This is a genomic window from Chitinophaga sp. 01L420 (assembly GCF_056399985.1).
Window position 1 is genome coordinate 63,771 of sequence record NZ_JBFTSK010000021.1, and the last position, 20,962, is coordinate 84,732.

Annotated in this window: 17 protein-coding genes; 7 read left to right on the forward strand and 10 right to left on the reverse strand. The window is 44.1% G+C overall.

Translation table 11 applies throughout. The annotated features are described in order from the left end of the window. The first annotated feature begins 1 nt into the window (after nucleotide 1). Complete coding sequence (locus tag AC1DP6_RS20180) at nucleotides 2–622, forward strand: SprT-like domain-containing protein (protein WP_477056443.1); 621 nt, start codon at nucleotides 2–4, stop codon at nucleotides 620–622. Here the strand turns inward: AC1DP6_RS20180 and AC1DP6_RS20185 are convergent. The 3 genes from AC1DP6_RS20185 to AC1DP6_RS20195 all read right to left on the reverse strand — a co-directional run bounded on the left by AC1DP6_RS20185 (nucleotide 619) and on the right by AC1DP6_RS20195 (nucleotide 5,385). Beyond that, complete coding sequence (locus AC1DP6_RS20185) at nucleotides 619–1,551, reverse strand: M20/M25/M40 family metallo-hydrolase (RefSeq protein WP_477056444.1); 933 nt, start codon at nucleotides 1,549–1,551, stop codon at nucleotides 619–621. The genes AC1DP6_RS20180 and AC1DP6_RS20185 overlap by 4 nt on opposite strands. Before the next feature lie 83 nt (nucleotides 1,552–1,634). Beyond that, nucleotides 1,635–3,494, reverse strand: a complete 1,860-nt coding sequence (gene yidC, locus AC1DP6_RS20190) for a membrane protein insertase YidC (protein ID WP_477056445.1) — start codon at nucleotides 3,492–3,494, stop codon at nucleotides 1,635–1,637. A 244-nt stretch (nucleotides 3,495–3,738) separates the two neighbouring features. Then, a complete protein-coding gene (locus AC1DP6_RS20195; RefSeq protein WP_441577434.1) occupies nucleotides 3,739–5,385 on the reverse strand; it encodes a CTP synthase in 1,647 nt (548 codons plus the stop codon). Nucleotides 5,386–5,720: 335 nt separating this feature from the next. Here AC1DP6_RS20195 and AC1DP6_RS20200 point away from each other — a divergent pair, with 335 nt between their 5' ends. Further along, complete coding sequence (locus AC1DP6_RS20200; RefSeq protein WP_441577435.1) at nucleotides 5,721–6,245, forward strand: acyl-CoA thioesterase; 525 nt, start codon at nucleotides 5,721–5,723, stop codon at nucleotides 6,243–6,245. 38 nt (nucleotides 6,246–6,283) lie between these two features. Here the strand turns inward: AC1DP6_RS20200 and AC1DP6_RS20205 are convergent, their stop codons facing one another. Continuing rightward, nucleotides 6,284–6,940 (reverse strand): HD domain-containing protein, encoded by a 657-nt coding sequence (locus AC1DP6_RS20205; RefSeq protein WP_477056446.1) that lies wholly within the window; start codon nucleotides 6,938–6,940, stop codon nucleotides 6,284–6,286. Nucleotides 6,941–7,019: 79 nt separating this feature from the next. Here AC1DP6_RS20205 and AC1DP6_RS20210 point away from each other — a divergent pair, with 79 nt between their 5' ends. Next, a complete protein-coding gene (locus tag AC1DP6_RS20210) occupies nucleotides 7,020–7,361 on the forward strand; it encodes a DUF488 domain-containing protein (RefSeq protein ID WP_477056447.1) in 342 nt (113 codons plus the stop codon). On the opposite strand, the gene AC1DP6_RS20215 is transcribed toward AC1DP6_RS20210, so the two are convergent. The 3 genes from AC1DP6_RS20215 to AC1DP6_RS20225 are packed head-to-tail and all read right to left on the reverse strand — an operon-like array spanning nucleotide 7,362 to nucleotide 10,872. Next, nucleotides 7,362–7,955: a precorrin-2 dehydrogenase/sirohydrochlorin ferrochelatase family protein gene (locus AC1DP6_RS20215; RefSeq protein WP_441577438.1), complete on the reverse strand. Its 594-nt coding sequence runs from the start codon at nucleotides 7,953–7,955 to the stop codon at nucleotides 7,362–7,364. Continuing rightward, the gene (cobA, locus tag AC1DP6_RS20220; RefSeq protein ID WP_477056448.1) at nucleotides 7,955–8,731 is read right to left on the reverse strand and encodes a uroporphyrinogen-III C-methyltransferase; all 777 of its coding nucleotides are present in this window, start codon (nucleotides 8,729–8,731) and stop codon (nucleotides 7,955–7,957) included. The genes AC1DP6_RS20215 and cobA overlap by 1 nt, the downstream gene beginning before the upstream one ends. 29 nt (nucleotides 8,732–8,760) lie before the next feature. Next, on the reverse strand, nucleotides 8,761–10,872 hold the full coding sequence (locus tag AC1DP6_RS20225) for a nitrite reductase (RefSeq protein ID WP_477056449.1): 2,112 nt from the start codon (nucleotides 10,870–10,872) through the stop codon (nucleotides 8,761–8,763). Nucleotides 10,873–11,481: 609 nt separating this feature from the next. On the opposite strand from AC1DP6_RS20225, the gene hxpB reads away from it, so the two are divergent. Both hxpB and AC1DP6_RS20235 read left to right on the forward strand, forming a co-directional pair. Beyond that, the gene (gene hxpB, locus AC1DP6_RS20230) at nucleotides 11,482–12,141 is read left to right on the forward strand and encodes a hexitol phosphatase HxpB (protein ID WP_477056450.1); all 660 of its coding nucleotides are present in this window, start codon (nucleotides 11,482–11,484) and stop codon (nucleotides 12,139–12,141) included. An 86-nt stretch (nucleotides 12,142–12,227) separates the two neighbouring features. Next, nucleotides 12,228–12,992 carry a cyclase family protein gene (locus AC1DP6_RS20235; protein ID WP_477056451.1) on the forward strand — a complete coding sequence of 255 codons (765 nt, stop codon included), beginning with the start codon at nucleotides 12,228–12,230 and terminating at the stop codon, nucleotides 12,990–12,992. A gap of 69 nt (nucleotides 12,993–13,061) precedes the next feature. Here AC1DP6_RS20235 and rpsA read toward each other — a convergent pair whose 3' ends face one another. Next, on the reverse strand, nucleotides 13,062–14,963 hold the full coding sequence (rpsA, locus tag AC1DP6_RS20240; RefSeq protein WP_441577443.1) for a 30S ribosomal protein S1: 1,902 nt from the start codon (nucleotides 14,961–14,963) through the stop codon (nucleotides 13,062–13,064). A gap of 356 nt (nucleotides 14,964–15,319) precedes the next feature. Here rpsA and AC1DP6_RS20245 point away from each other — a divergent pair, with 356 nt between their 5' ends. Continuing rightward, complete coding sequence (locus AC1DP6_RS20245; RefSeq protein ID WP_477056452.1) at nucleotides 15,320–16,198, forward strand: rhomboid family intramembrane serine protease; 879 nt, start codon at nucleotides 15,320–15,322, stop codon at nucleotides 16,196–16,198. 35 nt (nucleotides 16,199–16,233) lie between these two features. After that, a complete protein-coding gene (locus tag AC1DP6_RS20250) occupies nucleotides 16,234–17,457 on the forward strand; it encodes a 4-hydroxy-3-methylbut-2-enyl diphosphate reductase (RefSeq protein WP_477056453.1) in 1,224 nt (407 codons plus the stop codon). A 255-nt stretch (nucleotides 17,458–17,712) separates the two neighbouring features. Here AC1DP6_RS20250 and AC1DP6_RS20255 read toward each other — a convergent pair whose 3' ends face one another. Together AC1DP6_RS20255 and AC1DP6_RS20260 are read right to left on the reverse strand one after the other, a co-directional pair. After that, nucleotides 17,713–18,477 carry a LytR/AlgR family response regulator transcription factor gene (locus AC1DP6_RS20255; RefSeq protein WP_477026479.1) on the reverse strand — a complete coding sequence of 255 codons (765 nt, stop codon included), beginning with the start codon at nucleotides 18,475–18,477 and terminating at the stop codon, nucleotides 17,713–17,715. A gap of 83 nt (nucleotides 18,478–18,560) precedes the next feature. Continuing rightward, nucleotides 18,561–20,489: a tetratricopeptide repeat-containing sensor histidine kinase gene (locus tag AC1DP6_RS20260; protein WP_477056454.1), complete on the reverse strand. Its 1,929-nt coding sequence runs from the start codon at nucleotides 20,487–20,489 to the stop codon at nucleotides 18,561–18,563. Nucleotides 20,490–20,962: the final 473 nt, after the last annotated feature.

The window sequence follows — 20,962 nt, forward strand, 5'->3', positions numbered from 1 at the left end:
TTTGAAAAAAGAGGCGCCCCTGAATGCTTTAGCGTCCTACTTACCCGAAGGCACCTTCGGCCAGGTAATGGATTTTCTAACCACCTACAAGGTACATCTGACCGTTACCCGTGAACGGTCCAGTATACTTGGCGACTACCGTCACCCTGATGGACAGGGTAAAGGGCACAGGATCAGCATCAATGGTTCCCTGAATAAATATGCCTTTCTGCTTACGCTGCTGCATGAAATTGCACACCTGACCACCTTTAACAAATATGCCAACCGCGTGGCATCGCATGGAAAGGAATGGAAACAGGAGTTCACTTTTATATTGCATGGATTTGTAGGCAAAAGCCTGCTCCCACCGGATGTGGAACTGGCCGTGCGTCAAAGTATGACCAATCCTGCTGCCAGCTCCTGCGCAGATGAACATCTGATGCGTGTGCTGAAGAAGTATGATCAGCAGAAAGAAAATCACTTTTTTATAGAGCAGGTGCCTTTAAATGGTTTGTTTAAAACCAAAGACGGGCGTGTATTCCGGCGGGGGGAAAAAATAAGAAAACGCTACCGCTGTGAAGAGGTAGCGTCTCACCGATGGTATCTTTTTAGTCCCGTATATGAGGTGGAACTCGTTGCCTAGCCCTTCTCCCCTACATAATGTAATACCGGGAAAGCCATTGCACGATCAATCAACTGTATTTCCAGTTGCAGAATGCTGGCTTCTGAGGCAGCCTGTAATTTCGGCGCATCGTCTGTAGGCTTGTGATAATCGTCATGTCCGCCGGTATGGAAAAACATTACCGGAACACCATTTACATAAAAGTTATGATGATCAGATGCGCCTTTGCCGGCGGCATCTGTAAAGAATTTAATGCCTGGTTGCTGTACATCTTTGAAAACAGCCGGCCATTCTTCTGCGCTGCCATAGCCCCCTACACCAATACCTCTTTCCGGATTATAGCGGCCGATCATATCCATATTGAGCATGAAATGCATCTTATCCAGTGGCATCAACGGATGGGCAGTATAATACTTAGAACCCTGTAAGCCCAGTTCTTCTCCCCCAAATGCTATAAAAAGGAAATTAAATGGCTCCTTCCCTTTATTTTTCACATAATGACGCGCCAGTTCCAGCAAGCCAGCTACGCCAGAAGCATTATCATCTGCCCCGTTATGGATGGCTCCTATCGGGTACTTTCCGTCAAATAAAGCAGCGGTGCCCAGGTGATCGTAGTGTGCACCGATGATAATCGTGCGTGCGGCACCGTTATCCAGGAAACCAATGACATTGCGGCTCGGAATATCCTTATGCGCTTTTTTATCGAAGGTAAAATCCTGGAAATAGCTACTGCCATTTACAGCTTGCAGGCCCAGTTTCTTAAACTGTTTAGCCACATAGCGGCTGGCCTTCATACCTCCTTTTTCTGCGGTGCCCCTGCCTTTCAGCTTATCGGAAGCCAGATAATTAACGATGCCCTGAATCCGGGCGGCATCAGGAATGGTATCCTGTGCGAGTGCGCCCGTGTAGATGCCTGCGGCGCACATGAATAATAACCAACTCTTCTTCATATCCGTTCAAAAATAGAGAAGGCTTCCTTAATGGGAAGCCTTCTGCTAAAAATTATGTTTGAATTGTTCAGATTGTATTAATCCTACTTTTTCTTTGGCTGTTGTTGCATTCCCTGCTGGCGCTTCTGCACTTCTTCCAGTTTCTCCTGCCATTTGGATTTGCTCTTCGGTTTCTTCTTGTTTTCCTGGATCTGTGCGTGGATTTTATCATGGYTAATGATAAACTTCTGAATAACAAACTGCAACAGGATACTGATCACGTTGGACAGGAAGTAGTAGAAGGTCAATGCCGCAGCCAGGCGGTTGAAGATACCCAATAACATGATGGGCATTACATATGGCATGTACTTCATTACCGGGTTGCTTTGATCAGTCATTCCACGGTTGTAGAACGCCAGGATCAAGCTGGTAATGGTCATGAGGATGGTGAACAAGCTCACGTGACCGCCATAGAAAGGAATGTCGAACGGCAGGTTCAGGATAGAGTCGTAAGTAGACAAATCCTTCGCCCACAGGAAGCTTTCCTGACGCAGCTCAATGGAAGATGGGAAGAAGCTGTACATCGCCACCAGGATAGGTAGCTGCAATAAAGCGGGTAAACATCCGCCTAACGGGTTTACACCAGCGCTCTTGAACAGTTTCATCTGCTCTACGCCAAAGCCTTGCTGATCATCACCAAATTTAGCTTTCAGTTCATCAATTTCTGGTTTCAGCACTTTCATTTTAGCCTGAGATACATAACTCTGGTAAGTGAAAGGCGCTATCAGCAAGCGGATGAAGAGGGTGAGCAGGATAATGATGATACCATAGTTACCTATAAATCCGCTGAGGAAGTTAAACACCGGGATAATGATAAAGATGTTCACATATTTCACGAAAGCGAAGATACCAGTGCCCAGCGGGATGATTTTCTGTAAACCAATATCAAATGATTTCAGTGTTTTATAATGGTTGGGACCATAATAAATCTCTATTGGGAAAGAGAAGTCATTTGCACGGTTATACGGAATCTGTATGGTGCTAAATGTCTGACCTACGATATTAGGGCTTTCAGGTACTTTGGTATTTACATCCGCGTTATTGAAAAGCGCTCCTTTAGCGATCAGGGTAGTATTAAAGAACTGTTGTTTTACACTCACCCATTTGATTTTGTGATCCAGCTTTTCGTGGCTGGTACGGTTCAGGGTGAAGTAATCATGCTTGTCATTTTCCAGCATATAGTGCACCTGGTTGTTCAGGCGCTCGTTCTGCATATCATGTTCCTGTTTTTCGTCCTGGCTGTTCCATTGCAGGGTCAGATAGTTCTGATTGCCTGGGAGCAGTCCCTGCATACCTACTGCATGTATGGTATAGTCTACCACGTAGCTGCCAGGTTTAAGGGCATAAATAAATTCCAGGTATGCAGCAGGGTTGCTGGTATTGAGGCGGTAAGCGATAGACTTTACGCCACCTGCCAGTTCCTGAGGTTGTCCGGCGGTAAAGAACAGATCAGCACTGTTCAGTACTTTGGTTAAACTGGCTGGCACTTCAACAGATAAACGATCGAATGAGCTTTGCAGCAACATTAATGGAGCACCATCATACGTTTTGTATTGTTTCAGTTGTACACTTGCTGGTTGTCCTCCTTTATTGGAAAAGGTGATTTTCACCACATCGTTTTCCAATACGGTGTTTTGCACATTGCCGGTGGCGGCAGCGGCAAAAGTACCAAACTCTCCACTCAACAGTGCCTGATGAGCTGAGTCCAGCTGACCACCATTCGCAACAGCAGCAAGACTTGCTGTATCTGCAACCGGAGTAGTTTTAGGCTTGTTAAGTTCTGCTATGGAATCTTGCCTGGCTTTTTCCCTTGCGGCTCCTGCCTGTTGTTTCTGGTTGAAGAATATATATCCTACCAACAAAACGCCCAACAGTAAAAACCCAATGACCGAATTTCTATCCATGAAATGCAATTAAAATTTAGGCAGCAAAGGTAAGCATGATTTTATGAATTGACCATGCTTTTTAGGTGAAACCCCTGTTAATTGCGGTTAAAATAATAAATAAGTAAAGGAAATGTGTATATAATTGAGGATCAGGGCGGGTTTAGCCTTTAGCCTTTAGCCTTTAGCTTTTAGCAGTTAGCTTTTAGATTATAGCGGATAAGTATTCGCTATAATCTAAAAGCTAACTGCTAAAAGCTAAAAGCTATTTCACTATCGATTCTTCCAGTTTCGCTTTACCATTCTTGCTTTCAGCGTATTGCTTGGCAGCTTTGATAAAGGATACGAATACCGGTGCAGGGCTTTCCACGGTACTTTTCAGTTCCGGATGGAATTGAACGCCTACGAAGAACGGATGTGATGGCAGTTCTATGATTTCAACGAGGCCACTTTCCGGGTTTTTACCGGAGAGTACCAGCCCCGCTTCTTCAAAATCTTTGAGGAAATCGTTATTAAACTCGTAGCGGTGACGGTGTCTTTCGCTGATGGTGGTTTTGCCGTAGATTTCTTCCGCTTTGGTGCCGGGAGTAAGTTCGCAGCTATAAGCGCCCAAACGCATGGTACCACCTTTAGCGGTTACTTTCTTCTGCTCTTCCATGAGGTTGATGACCGGGTGAGCAGTATCAGGGTTCATTTCCACGGAATGTGCATCTTTCCAGCCGAGTACATTACGTGCGTATTCCACCACACTCATCTGCATACCCAAACAGATACCGAAGAAAGGCAGCTGATTTTCGCGGGCATACTGAATAGCTACTATTTTACCTTCAATACCACGGTGACCGAAGCCCGGAGCTACCAGGAGCCCATCAAGGTTTTTCAGTTTTTCGCATACATTTTCAGGTGTCAGGTGCTCAGAGTGAATGTTTTGTACAATTACCTTGCATTCGTTCAGGGAACCGGCATGAATAAAGGATTCCAGGATGGATTTGTAGGCATCCTGTAATTCCACATATTTACCGATCAGACCGATGGTCACCTTGGATTTAGGATATTTCAGTTTATCCAGGAATTCGCGCCACTTAACGAGTTCAGGCTCTTTTTCTACAGGTAATCCCAGTCTTTTCAGCACAGAAACGTCCAGTTTCTCGCGCATCATTTCCAGGGGAACTTCGTAAATAGTAGGTACATCGTTGGCTTCAATCACCGCATCTACCTGTACATTACAGAAGAGGGCAATTTTCTTTTTCAGATCGCGGTACAATGGTTCTTCTGTACGACAAACGATAATATCCGGATGTACGCCGTATTCGCTCAACAGGCGCACAGAGTGTTGCGTAGGTTTGGTTTTCAGCTCTTTGGCCGCACGCAGGTACGGAATGAGCGTAAGGTGTACTACCAGGCAATCTTCTTCTCCCAGTTCCCATTGTAACTGACGAACTGCCTCAATGTAAGGGAGTGATTCGATATCACCCACGGTACCACCGAGTTCAGTTATCACGATATCGAATTTACCATCTTTGCCCAACAGGAGGATACGGCGTTTGATTTCGTCCGTGATGTGAGGGATTACCTGTACGGTTTTACCGAGGTAGGCACCTTCTCTTTCCTTGTTGATAACAGTCTGATAAATACGGCCTGTAGTAACATTATTGGCCTGAGACGTAGGCGTATTCAGAAAACGCTCGTAGTGTCCGAGATCCAGATCGGTTTCTGCGCCATCCTCCGTTACATAACATTCACCATGTTCATAAGGGTTTAACGTACCCGGATCCACATTGATATATGGATCAAATTTCTGAATAGTCACTCTAAAGCCGCGTGCCTGCAATAATTTTGCAAGTGAAGCAGCTATAATTCCTTTACCCAAAGAAGATGTAACACCTCCTGTAACGAAGATATATTTTGCCATAAAAACTAAAATTCAGCTTAGAATACTTGACCTATAAACGGGGAAGTGCCGGACTGCATTTGGTGTAAAACCGATCAAGTAAACAACTTCCGAAGGTCATGCAAAGTTACACAAATTTGCTTCGCTCCCAAGTTTTTTACATAATCACTTTATTTGTTTGTTAATTTTTGGGAGAATATGTTCAGCTCTCATCACTTATCTACAGGGCGTTTTAAAGAATTTTCAAGTACGGGAAATTATTTGTTAAAAACCTTTATCCGGCAGGCTTACTTCCGGAAATGTCTACACAACTATAAATATATAAACAGTAAATTTGCGTCCGAAATACATAAAAGATGACTTTAACGCCAAAGAGAGCTCAAGACTCGCTGATACAGATGACCGAACTGGTTTTACCGAATGATACCAACACCTTCGGTAACCTGATGGGGGGTCGTTTGATGTACTGGATGGACATTGCAGCCGCACTGGCCTGCATGAAACACTGTAGTGCGCCCGTAGTAACTGCTTCCGTAGATAATATTTCCTTCGAAAATCCCATTAAACTGGGTAATGTGGTACATATTGAATCTAAAGTAAGCCGCGCCTTTAAAACTTCTATGGAAGTACATATGAGAGTATGGGGAGAAGATCCTGTGCAGCAATACCGCTATAAATCCAACGAAGCTTTCATGACATTTGTAGCCCTGGATCCTAATGGCAACTCCAGACCGGTTCCTGGTATTATTACAGATACAGAAGAAGAAAAAAAATTATATGAAGGTGCCTTGCGTCGCCGTCAGCTCAGACTGATCCTTGGTGGCAAAATGAAACCGGAAGATGCAGATGAATTAAAAGCACTGTTCTTCGAGAAGATCTAGTTTTGTTGGGGATCGCCGAGGGCGATCCCCTTCTTACATTACATCTCTCCCTCCCACTCTTTATAAAACCGCTCCAGGAATAATTCCATAAAAGCATGTCTTTCTGCTGCCAGCTCTTTACCGGTAGCTGTATTCATCCGGTCTTTCAACAGTAATAACTTTTCATAAAAATGTGTAATGGTGGGCGCCGTACTATTTTTATATTCTTCTTTCGTCATCTGCAGATTAGGTTGTACCGCCGGATCATAGATCAGTCTGTTTTTAAATCCACCGTAATTAAATGCCCTGGCAATACCCATGGCGCCAATAGCATCCAGTCTGTCGGCATCCTGCACCACACCTAATTCTGTTGAATAAAATTTAACTTCCTGGTTGCCACCTTTGAAAGAAATGTGGCGGATAATATTTTCTACATGCGTGATGATATCCGCCGGCACCGCCAATGTTTGGAGGAATGCCACTGCTTTTGCTGGTCCTATGTTTTCGTCTCCGTTGTGAAATTTTGAATCGGCAATATCATGTAGCAGCGCACCCAGTTCCACTACCAGCGGATCCACGGTTTCTTTTGCTGCAATGTGCCTGGCCTGTTGCCATACCCGGTAAATATGCCACCAGTCGTGGCCTCCTTCTGCTCCTGCTAATTCCTTCTTCACAAAATCTACGGTTGCTGTAATTATTTCCTGTTGATTACTCATAAGTACAATGATATCCAATTTCCGCGATTTCATAAAAGCGAAAAAAAACAATATTATTACCTGACTTGTTAAATGAAGTATGCTACAGATCAAGCGCATTTATGAAGATTATGCAGATACAGATGGCTACCGCATCCTGGTAGACCGGTTATGGCCCAGGGGTATATCCAAGGAGCGGGCGCATGTAGATGAATGGGCAAAAGAAATAGCGCCCAGCAACGAATTACGCAAATGGTTTCACCATGACCCAGCGGAGTTTGCTGAATTTAAAACAAGATATCTACATGAATTACAGGAGAAAAAAGAATTGTTGACCGCTATTAAAAAGAGAGCGCAACATCAGCGGGTAACACTGTTATACGGGGCTAAAGACGAAACAAACAACCAGGCGCAGGTGCTGCTGGAATTGCTTAAAAAATAATTATACACCTTCACTTTCGGGCTTTACCAGTACATCTGTAATACTGTTCAGCTTTCTCACTTTACTGGCAAAATCGCCGCTTAGTTTATCACGGATCTGTGATAATTTGTTCAGCACTTCATCCAGTGTATCCGGAATTGCTTCCTGTAATACCTGTTTGAGGCGTTTGGCGATAGTGGGTGATTTACCATTGGTAGAAATGGCAATCTTGAGATTTCCTTTTTTTACAATAGAGCCCAGGTAAAAATCACAGAGTTCAGGGGTATCCGCCACATTGATCAGCACTTTGCTGCCTTTAGCTTTTTCCCATACATGATAATTAAAGGCTTTGTCGTTAGTAGCAGCTATTACCAGGTCTTTCCCCAGCAGGTCACCACAGGAAAACGATTTTTGAATCAGGGTAATATTGGGATACTGGTGCGTAATTGCTTCCAGTTCAGGCAAAAAATCCAATGACACGACTGTAATGGTTGCCTGGGGGCAATTTTCCAGCATGGCATTGGCTTTTTCCAGTCCGATATTACCACCGCCTACAACGAGTACGTGCAGACGGTGCAATTTGAAAAACACCGGGAATAACTGATTTTCTTCCATTATACGGCAATTTTAAGTTCCTCTGAAACCTTGCTCTTTAAGGCCTGGAAGGCTTCGTGGAAACTTACCACTTCACCGATTACCAGTACCGCAGGGTTATGCAGATCATGCGTAGCAGCTATTTCCAGGAGATCTTCCACATTTCCCACACCCATTTTCTGGGTAGGTAAAGTACCATTCTGGATAATAGCAGCGGGGGTATGCCCCTTTCCTGCTGCGCTGTAGATCTGTGCAATTTCCGACAGTTTGCTCATGCCCATCAGGATAATTACGGTCGTATTGGCCCTGATAGCGTGATCCAGGTCACGGGATAAATTTCCGTTTTGTGTGTTACCGGTAATTACCCAGAAACCTTCACTTACATTACGTGCTGTTACCGGAATTTTGTTAACACCGGGTACAGAGATCGCGCTGGAAATACCGGGTATTACTTCTGCGGTAATCCCAAACTGCTGAGCAAAAGCAATTTCCTCCTGGCCACGGCCGAATACAAAGGAGTCGCCTCCTTTCAGGCGTACCACGCTACCATAAGTTAGTGCATATTTTACAATCATCCTGTTTATTTCATCCTGTGAATAAACGTGCATGCCTGCGCGTTTACCTACAAAGCGACGAAGGCAGTTAGCCGGCGCATGGTCCAGCAATTCGTTGCTGGACAATGCGTCATAAAGGATTACCCTGGCATTCTGGATGGCCTTTAACCCCTTAACAGTGATCAATTCCGGATCTCCTGGGCCTGCACCTATCAATGTGAGTTTGGGTTGTATATTTTGCATGAGTTGTTCGTGTTTTGATGAATGAAAAATTACGCCTGTACCAGTTCGCTGGCTTTTTGACGGTACACCTGTGCTGCGTTGTAAAAGGATTGCGCCTGTTCGAAATAGGTTTTCGCAAAACTTTCTGTAGCCTCGTTGCTGTTGATTTGCAGCACCGTAGTTTTGAAATCAGATTCAAAGCTGAATTTACCAGTAGCTACAAAGTGTTTATCGAAATCGTTGATGATACCAATTTGTGTATTACCACTTACCGCTTCACCCAGCAGCAGGGCTTTTGCTCCCTGTACGAAAGAAGAGTAAGCGTGGTAGATACCATCTGAATAAGCACCTTTGATGATCGCAACGCTGCTCAGTTCCAGTTTTTCTTCGGCTTCCAGCAGCAGGGTTGCTACCAGGTCAATGATCACACCGGCACACTCTCCTACACCAATTGCTGTAGCGTAATCCTGTGCCTGGCCCCAATCCACAAAATCGCCGGCTGTAACAGCACTGAGGTCTGCCAATGGTTTCAGCAGTTCATAGAAATATTTTTCTCCCTGACGATCGTAATATTCATTAAACAATTCATTTTCCAGTCCATTGATTTCGTAGTCGTGCAGCAGGCTGCGTAATACGTCCGGACCACGGCGGCTGGGCACTTTAATCACTTTATCTGCCACACGGCCAACGCCATCCCCTACGATACCACCACCCAGGAGTACCTGCAGGGCGGGTAATACTTTACCGGCGGCTTTCATAGAACTGCCATGGAAACCGATGCTGGCAATACCGTGCTGACCGCAGGAGTTCATACATCCGCTGATCTTTATTTTGATGTCTTTATTATATACCAGGTCAGGAAATTCATCCGTAATTACATTTTCCAATACTTTGGCAATACCAGTGCTGCTGGAAATACCCAGGTTGCAGGTATCGGTGCCGGGGCAGGCAGTAATGTCTGCGATACTGTCGAACCCTGGTTCTGCAAAGCCTGCATCTTCCAGTACGCTGAAAACGTAAGGCAGATTTGCCGGCTGAATAAATTTCAGCAACAGTCCCTGGTTAGCAGTGACCCTGACATCGTCTGCAATTACAGGGCGGAGGGCCTCAATCAGCTTGCGGCTGATAGCAGATCCGATATTACCCAGTGTAATTTTCACATACGCACCATAGTAACCTTTTTGTTTTTGTTCAAAGGTGTTGGTAGCTTTCCAGGCTTCGTATTTTTTAGCATCTTTTATGCTGTAAGCAGGTACAGCAACGGGGGCCGGAGGAGTAGTTGCTACCCATGCATCGGCATCTACCGGTACACTTTTTACCTTTACTGCTTTATATTCTTCTTTAACAAGACGTTCAAATTCTTCCATTCCTATCTTCTGGATGAGGAATTTCATGCGGGCTTTATTCCTGCTGGTTCTTTCCCCGTAGCGGTCAAATACGCGCAGTACATTTTCGATATAAGGAATGAGCAGATCTGTTTCGAGGAACTCGTATACGGTTTTAGCGAGGAAGGGTTGTGCGCCCAAACCGCCGCCTACCAGTACTTTGAAGCCACGTACTTCTTTGCCGTCTATAATTTTTATTTTAGGGATCATGCCGAAATCGTGCATAAACGACCAGGCAGTATCTTTTTCAGAGGAAGAAAAAGAGATCTTGATTTTACGTCCCATTTCCTGACTTACCGGGTTGCGGAGGAAGTAGCGGAAAGTAGCATCTGCGTAAGGCGTTACATCAAATGGTTCTTCCGGATCAATACCAGCGCGATCTGAAGCAGTTACGTTACGTACGGTATTACCACAGGCTTCGCGGATGGTGATATCATCCAGCTCCAGTTTAGACCACATTTCGGGTGTTCTTTCCAGGCTTACGTAGTGAATCTGAACATCCTGGCGGGTAGTCAGGTGCAGATTACTGGTAGCATATTCATCAGAAATTTCAGTGATGCGGTTCCATTGTTGCAGGGTCATTTTACCGTATGGTAATTTGATGCGCACCATTTGCACACCAGGCTGACGCTGACCATACACCCCTCTTGCCAAACGGAGGCTACGGAATTTTTCATCCGAAATGGCGCCTTCGCGGAACAGGCGAATCTTCTTCTCCAGGTCTATAATATCTTGTTCTACTATCGGATTTTCTAGTTCTGTTCTGAAGCTTTGCATAAAATGTATTTTCAGGTGGTGGTAAAAGCAATTTTTGTTCTTCTGGTTGGGGATGTTGGTCGTTTTCCCTTAAAATCAAAGGCCCCCGGATATTTGCGGAGGCCTCGTATAATGATGATTTACAGTAAGCTGATCACTGGTATTCTTTATTACACGCGCCTCGCAGGTGTTGTATTACAACAACTATTACTGCGACACATTTTCAATTCATTACCCATATTCCCTATAATTTTAGTAGAGTAATACAAAGATAGAAATGCAGCCCGTCTTTCCAAAACTTTTTTAGGAATATAATAAGGCCCAAAAAAGGGGGAAATTGGCGGGTGGTGCGGTGCCGCATGTAAAAATTGATGAAAACAGGCTACTGCAAAGAGATTAGCAGGCGCGGGACTGTAAAAAGACGCAGTGGGGTGATAACCAAATTTTATCCGGTATAACTTTTTGTTATAGGAGATCAGGATAATGAGCCCCATTTGGGGTGGGCGGAGCCTGATTTCTCCCCTTTCCGTTGTTGGCCCGCCAGGGGATAAATGCAAATTGGCGCACCTTACTCACTGCCATCTCCCCGCATAACTTCTTATCTTTGCCGCGCATAAAAGATGGATGTATATGATAGATACGGTAATATTTGATATGGATGGCCTGCTGATAGACTCAGAACCTTTGTGGGGTGTTGCTTTACGGGAAGTATTTGCCACGGTAGGTGTTCAGCTTTCTCCTGAGCTGACCCATTTAACCACCGGACTGCGGACCAAAGAAGTGGTGAGTTACTGGCATAACTATTATAAGTGGGAAGGAAAGGGTGCCGAACAGGTAGTGAATGAAATTATTGACAGTGTGATTGCGAAGATCATCGCCGAAGGTGCGGCTATGGAAGGTTTGCCTTATATCCTTCCGTATTTTAAAGAGAAGGAATTCAAAATAGGTCTGGCTTCTTCTTCGCCCCTGCGCCTGATCAATGCGGTACTGGAACATTTGCAGATCAAAGACGCTTTCCAGGCAGTGTATTCAGCAGAATTTGAGGACTATGGCAAACCCCATCCGGCAGTGTACCTGGCCTGTGCCAAAGCGCTGGGCAGTGATCCACTGGATTGTATTGCTTTTGAAGATTCCGTGACCGGTATGATAGCGGCCAAGGCGGCACGTATGACTACGGTGGTGGTGCCCGAAGCCCATAACAGAAAGGATCCGCGCTATGCGCTGGCTAATTTGCAGCTCGACAGTCTTCTTGAATTTAATGATGCACGGTTAGCATTATTGATGAAATAGACAATAAAATAGTTTTTGGAAGATGGTATTTTGTTGGTCATCTTTATGAGATAAAAACCACCACATACCATCTTCCAAACAACATCATGAAAATAGTAGACCTATCTAAAACCATCTCCTACAACAAGCAGGATCCCTGGTTTATGCGGATCAAAATAAAGCACAAAACGCATAAACAAAGTAAGGGGTTGATCCGCTTTTTTATTGGGCTGCCTGCAAAGCTTTTCCCCAAAGGATTTGAAGGCTGGGCTGATGATAAAATTCTCGGCATGGGCGTACATGCTGCCACTCACATAGATGCTCCCTGGCACTACGGACCAACCGTTAATGGCGAACCGGCAAAAACAATTGATGAGATACCACTGGAATGGTGTTATGGTCCTGGCGTAGTGCTGAACATGACTCATAAAGCCGATTTAGAAGAAATAACGGTAGCGGATATACGTGCGGATCTTGAAAAAAGCGGTGCGGTGATTTCACCGGGCACGATTGTATTGATTTATACTGGTCGTGATAAATATATTGGCACCCGGGAGTACCCGATGCGTGGCACCGGTATGAGTGCTGCTGCCACACACTGGCTGATTGACCAGGGCGTAAAAGTGATGGGAATTGATCAATGGGGCTTTGATCTGCCGCTGAAATACATGGCGGAGCAGGCGAAGGCGCAGAAAAAGGATGATTACTTCTGGCAGGCACACCTGGTGGGCCAGCAGAAGGAGTATTGTCATATGGAGCAGTTGGTAAACCTGGGGGCGTTGCCTGCTTCCGGATTTAAGGTGAGCGTGTTTCCGTTGAAGATAAAAGGCGCCAGTGCCGCACCGGCACGGGTGGTCGCGATTTTTGAATAATCCGAAGACAAAAAAAATCCCGCTCTGATGTTACTCAGAGCGGGATTTATTATTTAATGAAACCGGATCTTATTGCGCGCTTTTTTCTTCGCCGCCTTCAGATTGTTTCAGTTTTTCTCTCAGTTCAGCTAAAGCACCCAGATCACCTAAAGTAGCTTTTTCTACTTTACCCTGGATGTTTTTCACTGCTTTACGGGTTTTGTCCGCTTCGTCTCTCTTCTCTTTCACTACAGCCTGTTTTTCTTCAGCCTGTGCTTTTTCCCAAACTCTGGTATGAGAAACCAGGATACGTTTTTCGCTGCGATCGAATTCGATGATCATGAATTCTTTCACGTCTTCAACGTTGATTGGTTTTTCATCTTCAGTTCTCAGGTGGCGAGCAGGAGCGTAAGCTTCCAGACCGTACTGCAGTTGAACAGTAGCACCTTTATCATCTTTCTTCACAACAGTACCTTCGTGTACGGAGTTGATTGGGAAGATGGTTTCGAAGGTGTTCCATGGATCTTCTTCGATCTGTTTGTGACCGAGGCTCAGTTTGCGGTTGTCTTTATCAATACCCAGGATTACTACATCTATTTCGCTACCTACTTTAGTGTATTCGGATGGGTGATTGAAACGTTTGATCCAGCTCAGGTCAGAGATATGAATCATACCACCGATACCGGTTTCCAGTTCAACGAATACGCCATAAGGAGTGATGTTTTTCACGATTCCTTTGTGACGGCTTTCAACTGGGAATTTAGTTTCGATAGTAGACCATGGATCTTCTGTCAGTTGTTTGATAGACAGGCTCATTTTGCGCTCGTCTTTGCTCAGGGTAACTACCACTGCTTCGTATTCTTCTCCTAATTTGAAGAATTCTTTAGCGTTGATAGGGGTAGAAGCCCAGGAGATTTCAGAAACGTGAACCAGACCTTCAACACCTGGCATGATTTCCAGGAATGCACCGTAATCTTCGATGTTTACAACTTTACCTTTTACTTTAGCACCTTCGGTGATAGTAGCTGGTAAAGTATCCCATGGATGCGGAGTCAGTTGTTTGTAGCCCAGGCTTATGCGACGTTTTTCGTCATCGAAGTCAAGCACAACAACGTTGATTTTCTGATCCATCTGCAGTACTTCGCTCGGATGGGAGATACGGCCCCAGCTGATATCTGTGATATACAGTAAGCCGTCCAGACCACCCAGGTCGATGAATGCACCGAAGTCGGTGATATTTTTGATAGTACCTTCCAGCACCTGGCCTTTCTCCAGTTTGCTGATGATATCCACTCTCTGTTGTTCGATATCGCTTTCGATGAGCGCTTTGTGGGAAACAACGGCGTTGCGGATGGTTTCGTTTACTTTCACCACCTTGAACTCCATAGTTTTGCCTACAAACTGGTCGTAATCGGTAACTGGTTTCACATCGATCTGTGAACCTGGTAAGAATGTTTCCATACCATACACGTCTACGATCAAGCCGCCTTTGGTTTTGCTGGTAACAGTACCAGTAACCACTTCGCCTGTTTTGTAAACTTCCACGATTTTTTCCCATGCACGTTTCTGGCGAGCCTGTTTACGGCTCAGGTGCAGGTTACCATCGCGGTCTTCTTTTTCTACTACCAGCACTTCCACTTCATCACCGATCTTCAGACCTGGTAAATCACGGAATTCATTCAGAGAAATCAAACCATCAGATTTGAAACCGATGTTGATAACTACGTCTGTGTTGGTTAAACCTACAACAGTACCTGTCAGCAGGCTGTTTTCTTCAAACACTTTGAAAGTGCTGTCGTAAGTCAGGTCGTACTTTTCTTTTTCTTCTTTGCTGTAAGAAGAAACGTTACGTTTGTCAACGCTCCAGTCGAAATCGTCATGTGCGGTTTCAACTACAGCTACAGGAGCCTTTGGTGTCGCTGTTTCAACCGCAACTGCTTGCGGAGCCTGTTGTTCAGCGTTTTGTTCGTTAGGAATGATGTTTTCGCTCATAAAAAATTTAAAATTTAATCCGGAATACCCGGACTCCCTGTTTTATGGGACGGCAAAAATACGAAAAAATACCTGTTTATCCACATTTTTATTGAAGAAAAACGCTATCCGCTGTCGTATTGGGCGCAGTTTTCAGATATTTTTTAAATGTATTATTAATATTTATACTACAATAAAAAATTAAACTGTGTAATCAGGCATTTTTTTTGACGTAAAAGCAACCAGAAGACAGATTTATTGTTGATATACCAGGAAGAGCGAGTTGTCATTTATTTGCAGTAAACCGGCTTATTTTTCCTTCATTCAAAATGTTAATTACTATTATTTAATCCCGGATTTTATTTTAATTTGTGTATATGAACGGGACCTCTTTTCAATCGGACATTCGCTATTGGCTCAGGCAAGGTAATACAGTGAACTATTTGTTATTCTGGAACATTGTTGTTTTTCTGGGGATCAATATTCTACGTCTTATTGCTTTTCTGACCAAACAACCCGCTCCTTATATATGGACATTTGATCAGCTGGCCATGCATGTGCCGCTGAGTGCCTTTATATTAAAGCCATGGGGGCTGATCACCTATATGTTTACACACGAGGAAATATTTCACGTGTTGTTTAATATGATCAATCTTTACTGGTTTGGTAACCTTTTCCGTGATTTCCTGGGTAATAAGCGGGTACTCCCCTTATATCTGCTGGGCGGTATTGCCGGCGGCCTGCTGTACCTGTTAAGCAGTGCTTTGTTTCCCGCTTATATGGGTAGTACGATGGTGGGTGCTTCAGCAGCGATCATGTGTATCCTGGTGGCCGCAGCCACGCTGATGCCCAACTATGAAATAGGGCTGATGTTCCTTGGCAGCGTAAAACTGAAGTGGCTGGCACTGGCACTGGTGGTACTGGGTTTGATTTCTATCCCTAATGGCAACATAGGAGGACTGATTTCACATATGGGCGGCTCCCTGCTGGGTTTCTTCTATGTACGCATCTTACAGGCCGGTACTGATATCTGCCAACCGCTGATATGGCTGTTTGATGCCAGTACCAGACGGGAAAGCCGACAGATGACCCGTAAATTCAAACCCAAAAAATCACCGCTGAAAGTAGTGAAGAAAACGGACGATAACAGCCAGTCCAGGCTGGATCAGCTATTGGATAAAATCAACGAAAAAGGCTATCAAAGCCTTAGTGCAGAAGAAAAAGCCTGGTTAGACAAAGTGAGCAAAGAAAACTGATTAACTTTGTCCTTCAATTTTCCGCCATTTAACACATGAAAACATTTAACGTTCCCGTCATATATCGCAGTCCGCTGATCAGCGCCATAAAAAACCAGCGCAAGCAGGAGGACCGCATGAAGAAGGATTTCACTCCCACTGAACTTAATTTTGGTCCGCTCCGTATTTTACTGGCCCGCCATTTCGGATTTTGTTATGGTGTGGAAAATGCTATTGAAATTGCCTTTAAAACAGTAGATGAGAATCCTGGCAAACGTATCTTCCTGCTCAGTGAAATGATCCACAACCCGCATGTAAACAATGATTTACTGGACCGGGGTGTACAATTTATCATGGATACTTCCGGCCATCAACTGGTACCCTGGGAAAGCCTGGAGCCCGATGATATTGTGATCATTCCTGCATTTGGTACTACCCTGGAAACAGAACGGCAACTGGCATCACTGGGTATTGAACCACTGAAATACAATACCACCTGCCCTTTTGTGGAACGTGTGTGGAACAAGGCAGAACAAATCGGAAAGAAAAACTATACGGTGATCGTGCATGGCAAACCTAAGCATGAAGAAACCCGGGCTACCTTTTCTCATAGTCAGGCAGGCACCCCTACCGTAGTTGTAAAAGATATAAAAGAAGCTGCCCTGCTGGCGGAATTCATTACCGGGCAAAAACGTCCGGATGAGTTTTATGACCTGTTTAAAGACCAGTATTCACCTGGCTTTGATGCCGCTACTGACCTTCAGCGGGTAGGCGTAGTTAACCAAACTACCATGCTGGCTACAGAAACGCAGGCCATCGCTGATTATATACGGCAGGTGATGATCACTACATTCCAGCTTACGGATGCAACTGCGGGCGAAAGGTTTGCTGATACCCGGGATACGCTTTGTTATGCTACCAATGATAACCAGACCGCTGTTACCGGTATGCTGCTACAACCTGCTGATCTGGCCATTGTAGTGGGTGGTTACAACAGCTCTAACACTTCGCACCTGGTGGAATTATGTGAAGAAAAGCTGCCTACGTATTTTATCTCATCTCCCGAGCATATGCTTTCTGAGAATGCCATTAATCACTGGGATTTTCATCATAAAAAGGAAATTAACAGTGATAGCTTTTTACCACAAAAAGAGCAGGTGACCATTCTGCTGACCAGTGGCGCTTCCTGTCCGGACGCCCTCGTTGAAGGAGTCATCCGCCGGTTACTGTCTTTTTATCAGCTGGAACATAAAGCAGATGAATTGGCTACAATAGAATAATATAGATTATATGTAAATATTTATCTAAGATTAAGATATAACAAAAAAGACACCACGAAGGTGTCTTTTTTCTTTGGGGCTAATCACGCTAGTAATGCAGAGTATAAAATCTTTATATCGCGTTAATATTGAAATCGTAATTCAAAAGTAGTTTATCTACAATATGCCTGCAATAGCCATTTATTATATGGTAGGTTATTAACTATAACTGGCATAAAAACGAATAAAATCGGAATTGACTTTCTAAAATATTACTCAGAACTGCATTGCCTTCTTTAAAAAGTCGGCTTTACGTCTCCTGGAAACCTCTACCTGAGTGCCATCGCTCATCAGGGCAAAACCGCCTTCTCCCTGTATATAAGACTGCATCTGCTGCATATTTATCAGGTGAGAATTATGTACCCGGAAGAAATCTACATCCGACAACAGTTCTTCAAATTCTTTCAGCGGCCGGGATACCATGAGATTCTTTTTATCAGTAAAAAAAATGCGGGTATAGTTACCGGTAGATTCGCAACGAACAATGTTTTGCACCGGCATGAAGACGAGCCCATTGATGGTGGGCAACGCAATTTTTTTATGTGTTTGCTGCAGTGTTTTCATGTTTTGTAAAAACACTTCCATCGGAGATACGCCCGGATCTTTTACGCGATTCACTTTTTTCTCCCGGCATTTATCCAGGGCATCCTGCAATTCCTTTACACTGAAGGGTTTCAGCAGATAGTCCAATGCATTGAATTTAATGGCCTTCAATGCATACTGTTCATATGCTGTGGTAAAGATGACATCAAAGAAAACCTTCTCAAATAATTTCAACAGCTCAAAACCGTTCTGATAAGGCATTTCCACATCCAGAAATACCAGGTCCGGCTGCAATTCATCTATCTGTTCTTTCGCCTCGCGCACACTTTTCGCTGAACCTATCACATTTACACCAGGACATTTTTTTTGTAACATCGTTTGCAGGGCATCAATGCAATGTTGCTCATCATCAACAATGATAGCTTTGATTTCGCTCATACAAGTAGCTTTTAGCTATTAGCTGTTTTATGGTTTAAGGATTAAATGTAATCATGAAGTGGTATCTGGCTAAAAGCCGATCATTAAAATATAAATTCGGCAGGCAACACAATCGTCACTCTAGTTCCTATCCCCTGCCCTGCTTCATCTTCCAGATCCGTCACTGTTACTTTTGCTTCTTTATTATTGATTTTGCGGATCAGATCTATTCTGCCTTCTGTTACTTTCATACCTACAGAAGTATGCATACGTCCCTTCCTGTCTTTTATTTCCATGGCCCTTTTGCGACCTATTCCATTGTCGGTAATGGTGCATACCAGGCTTCGTTTCTTTAAAACGATGTCGATATTCAGTAATCCCTTTTCTTCCGGTAGCTTATGAACGAGTCCGTGCCAGATAGCGTTTTCCACATATGGTTGTAAGATCATGGGAGGAATGAGTACTTCCTCGTCATTGATCTCCGGATCGATATTAAAGTGGTACTCAAAAATGCCATTACATCGTAGCGATTCCAGGTCAAGGTACAACCTTAATGATTCCAGTTCTTTATTTAATGTAACAAAGGTATGTTGTGTATTATCGAGGATGAGGCGCATGAGCCGGGAAAACTTGGTAAGGTAGTCTGATGCTTCTTCCTGATTATTACTCCAGATATAGCGGTGAATAGAGCTGAGGGAGTTAAAAATAAAATGGGGGTTCATCTGGGAGCGGAGTGATCTTAGTTCCAGCTGTAAGGTTTGTTTGTTAGCTTTCAGATTACGGTGACGGATATAGAAAAATCCGCCTACAATAGCCATCAGCAGGAAAGCAGCCAGGAAAAAAGTGATGACTACATTTCGTTTGGTGCGCAGCTCTCCTATCATTTTATCATGTTCCAGGGTACGGATGTGGTTATCCTTCCTGTCTACCTCATAGATCGTTTGCATTTGTGTGAGTGCCATCGCTGATTTCTCATCGAGGATACTGTCTTTGTACAACAGTGATTTATCAGTTGCCGCCAGTGACTTCTCAAACTCCCCACTTGCTTTATAATCTGCTGCCAGGGCTTTATAAGCATCCATCAGCATGGATTTGAAACCCCAGAACGTGCTGATGTCAATAGATTGCTGCATGTATTTCCTGGCCTCATCATGTCTTCCCTGTGCTCCGAGCAGTTTCCCTATACTGAGGTAGCTTTCTGCCACATGGACTTTATCATCTACTTTATCATTTACCTCCAGCGCCTTTTCAAAGTATTCCATAGCGGCGGGATAATCTTTCTTTTCTTTATAGGCGGCGCCAAGTGCATTGTAACAGATAGCCATACCTATTGGCCGGTTCATTTTCAGGTTAATAGCCAGGGAACGTTTATGGTATTGAATGGCCAGGTCGACTTTATTCAAGCCCTGGTATGCAAAACCCAGGTTACCGAGGTTAATGGCTATTCCCAGTTCATTATGACTTTTTTCTTCCAGCTCTAATGCGTGGTTAAAATGGGTAATGGCATCATCATACTTTTCGGTGGAGAGCTGAATATTACCGATGCTGTTAGTAGCTACGCAAATATTGCGGATATCATTGATTTTCTCGGCCAATACCAGCGCCCGGACGTGATAATCAAAAGCCTTCTGCAGCTTATCCTGTCGCCTGCAGTCCACCCCGGCATTATTCAGAGAGAAAACGATAAGTAAAGTATCTTTTGCTTCTTCTGCTGCTTTAAGGGCTTTTTCATGAAAATCTTCCGCAATAATATACAGGGACTTATTCCTTTTGGCGGTGCCGATTTCGTTATATGCCGAAGACATTCCTTTAGCGTATTTAAGGCGCTGCGACAAGCTAAGCGCTTCCTGCAGGAAGACATTTTCCAACTTATGCGAGTCAAAATAGCGGTTGTTGGCTACTCCTTTTTTGAGCAACAGGGATACTTTAGCGGTATCATTAGGGAGCGTACGAACAGAGTCCAGCAACTTGGAAATCCGCAGGGAATCCTGCGCCACCGTTCCTACGCTGGCTCCCAGGAGGAGGAGGAACAAAAAACATACACCTTTTATAGACATTGGCTGGTCTGTGTGACTACACAATTTAAAAAAGAATTACGAATAACGTGTAGTGATTTAAAGATATCCGTACAACTTGTCCACATTGGGGGTATCGATATTAATCATCTGACAATCAAAAAGTTTTAAAAAAGCGAAAGGGCGAAAGAATTCGCCCCTTCTTCCTATTAACCGAATACACCTACTGAAAATATGGGACAGCAATGGCGTGCCACGCCATCCCACATTACCTTTAATGCCTAAATGCAGTGGTGACACTACAACAGGCTGAATTTTATATAATAGCAATTTATAATCGGTTAATAGCAAAGGGTCCTTGTGGATATAGCTAGGATAAGACCTTTCCGGAAGCACGATATATGATAACGCGTCTTACGCACATTTTCTATTGTCTTATTCAGTCGGGTCAATAACACGAATGTCGTTGGCACAGAATGACTTACTATACA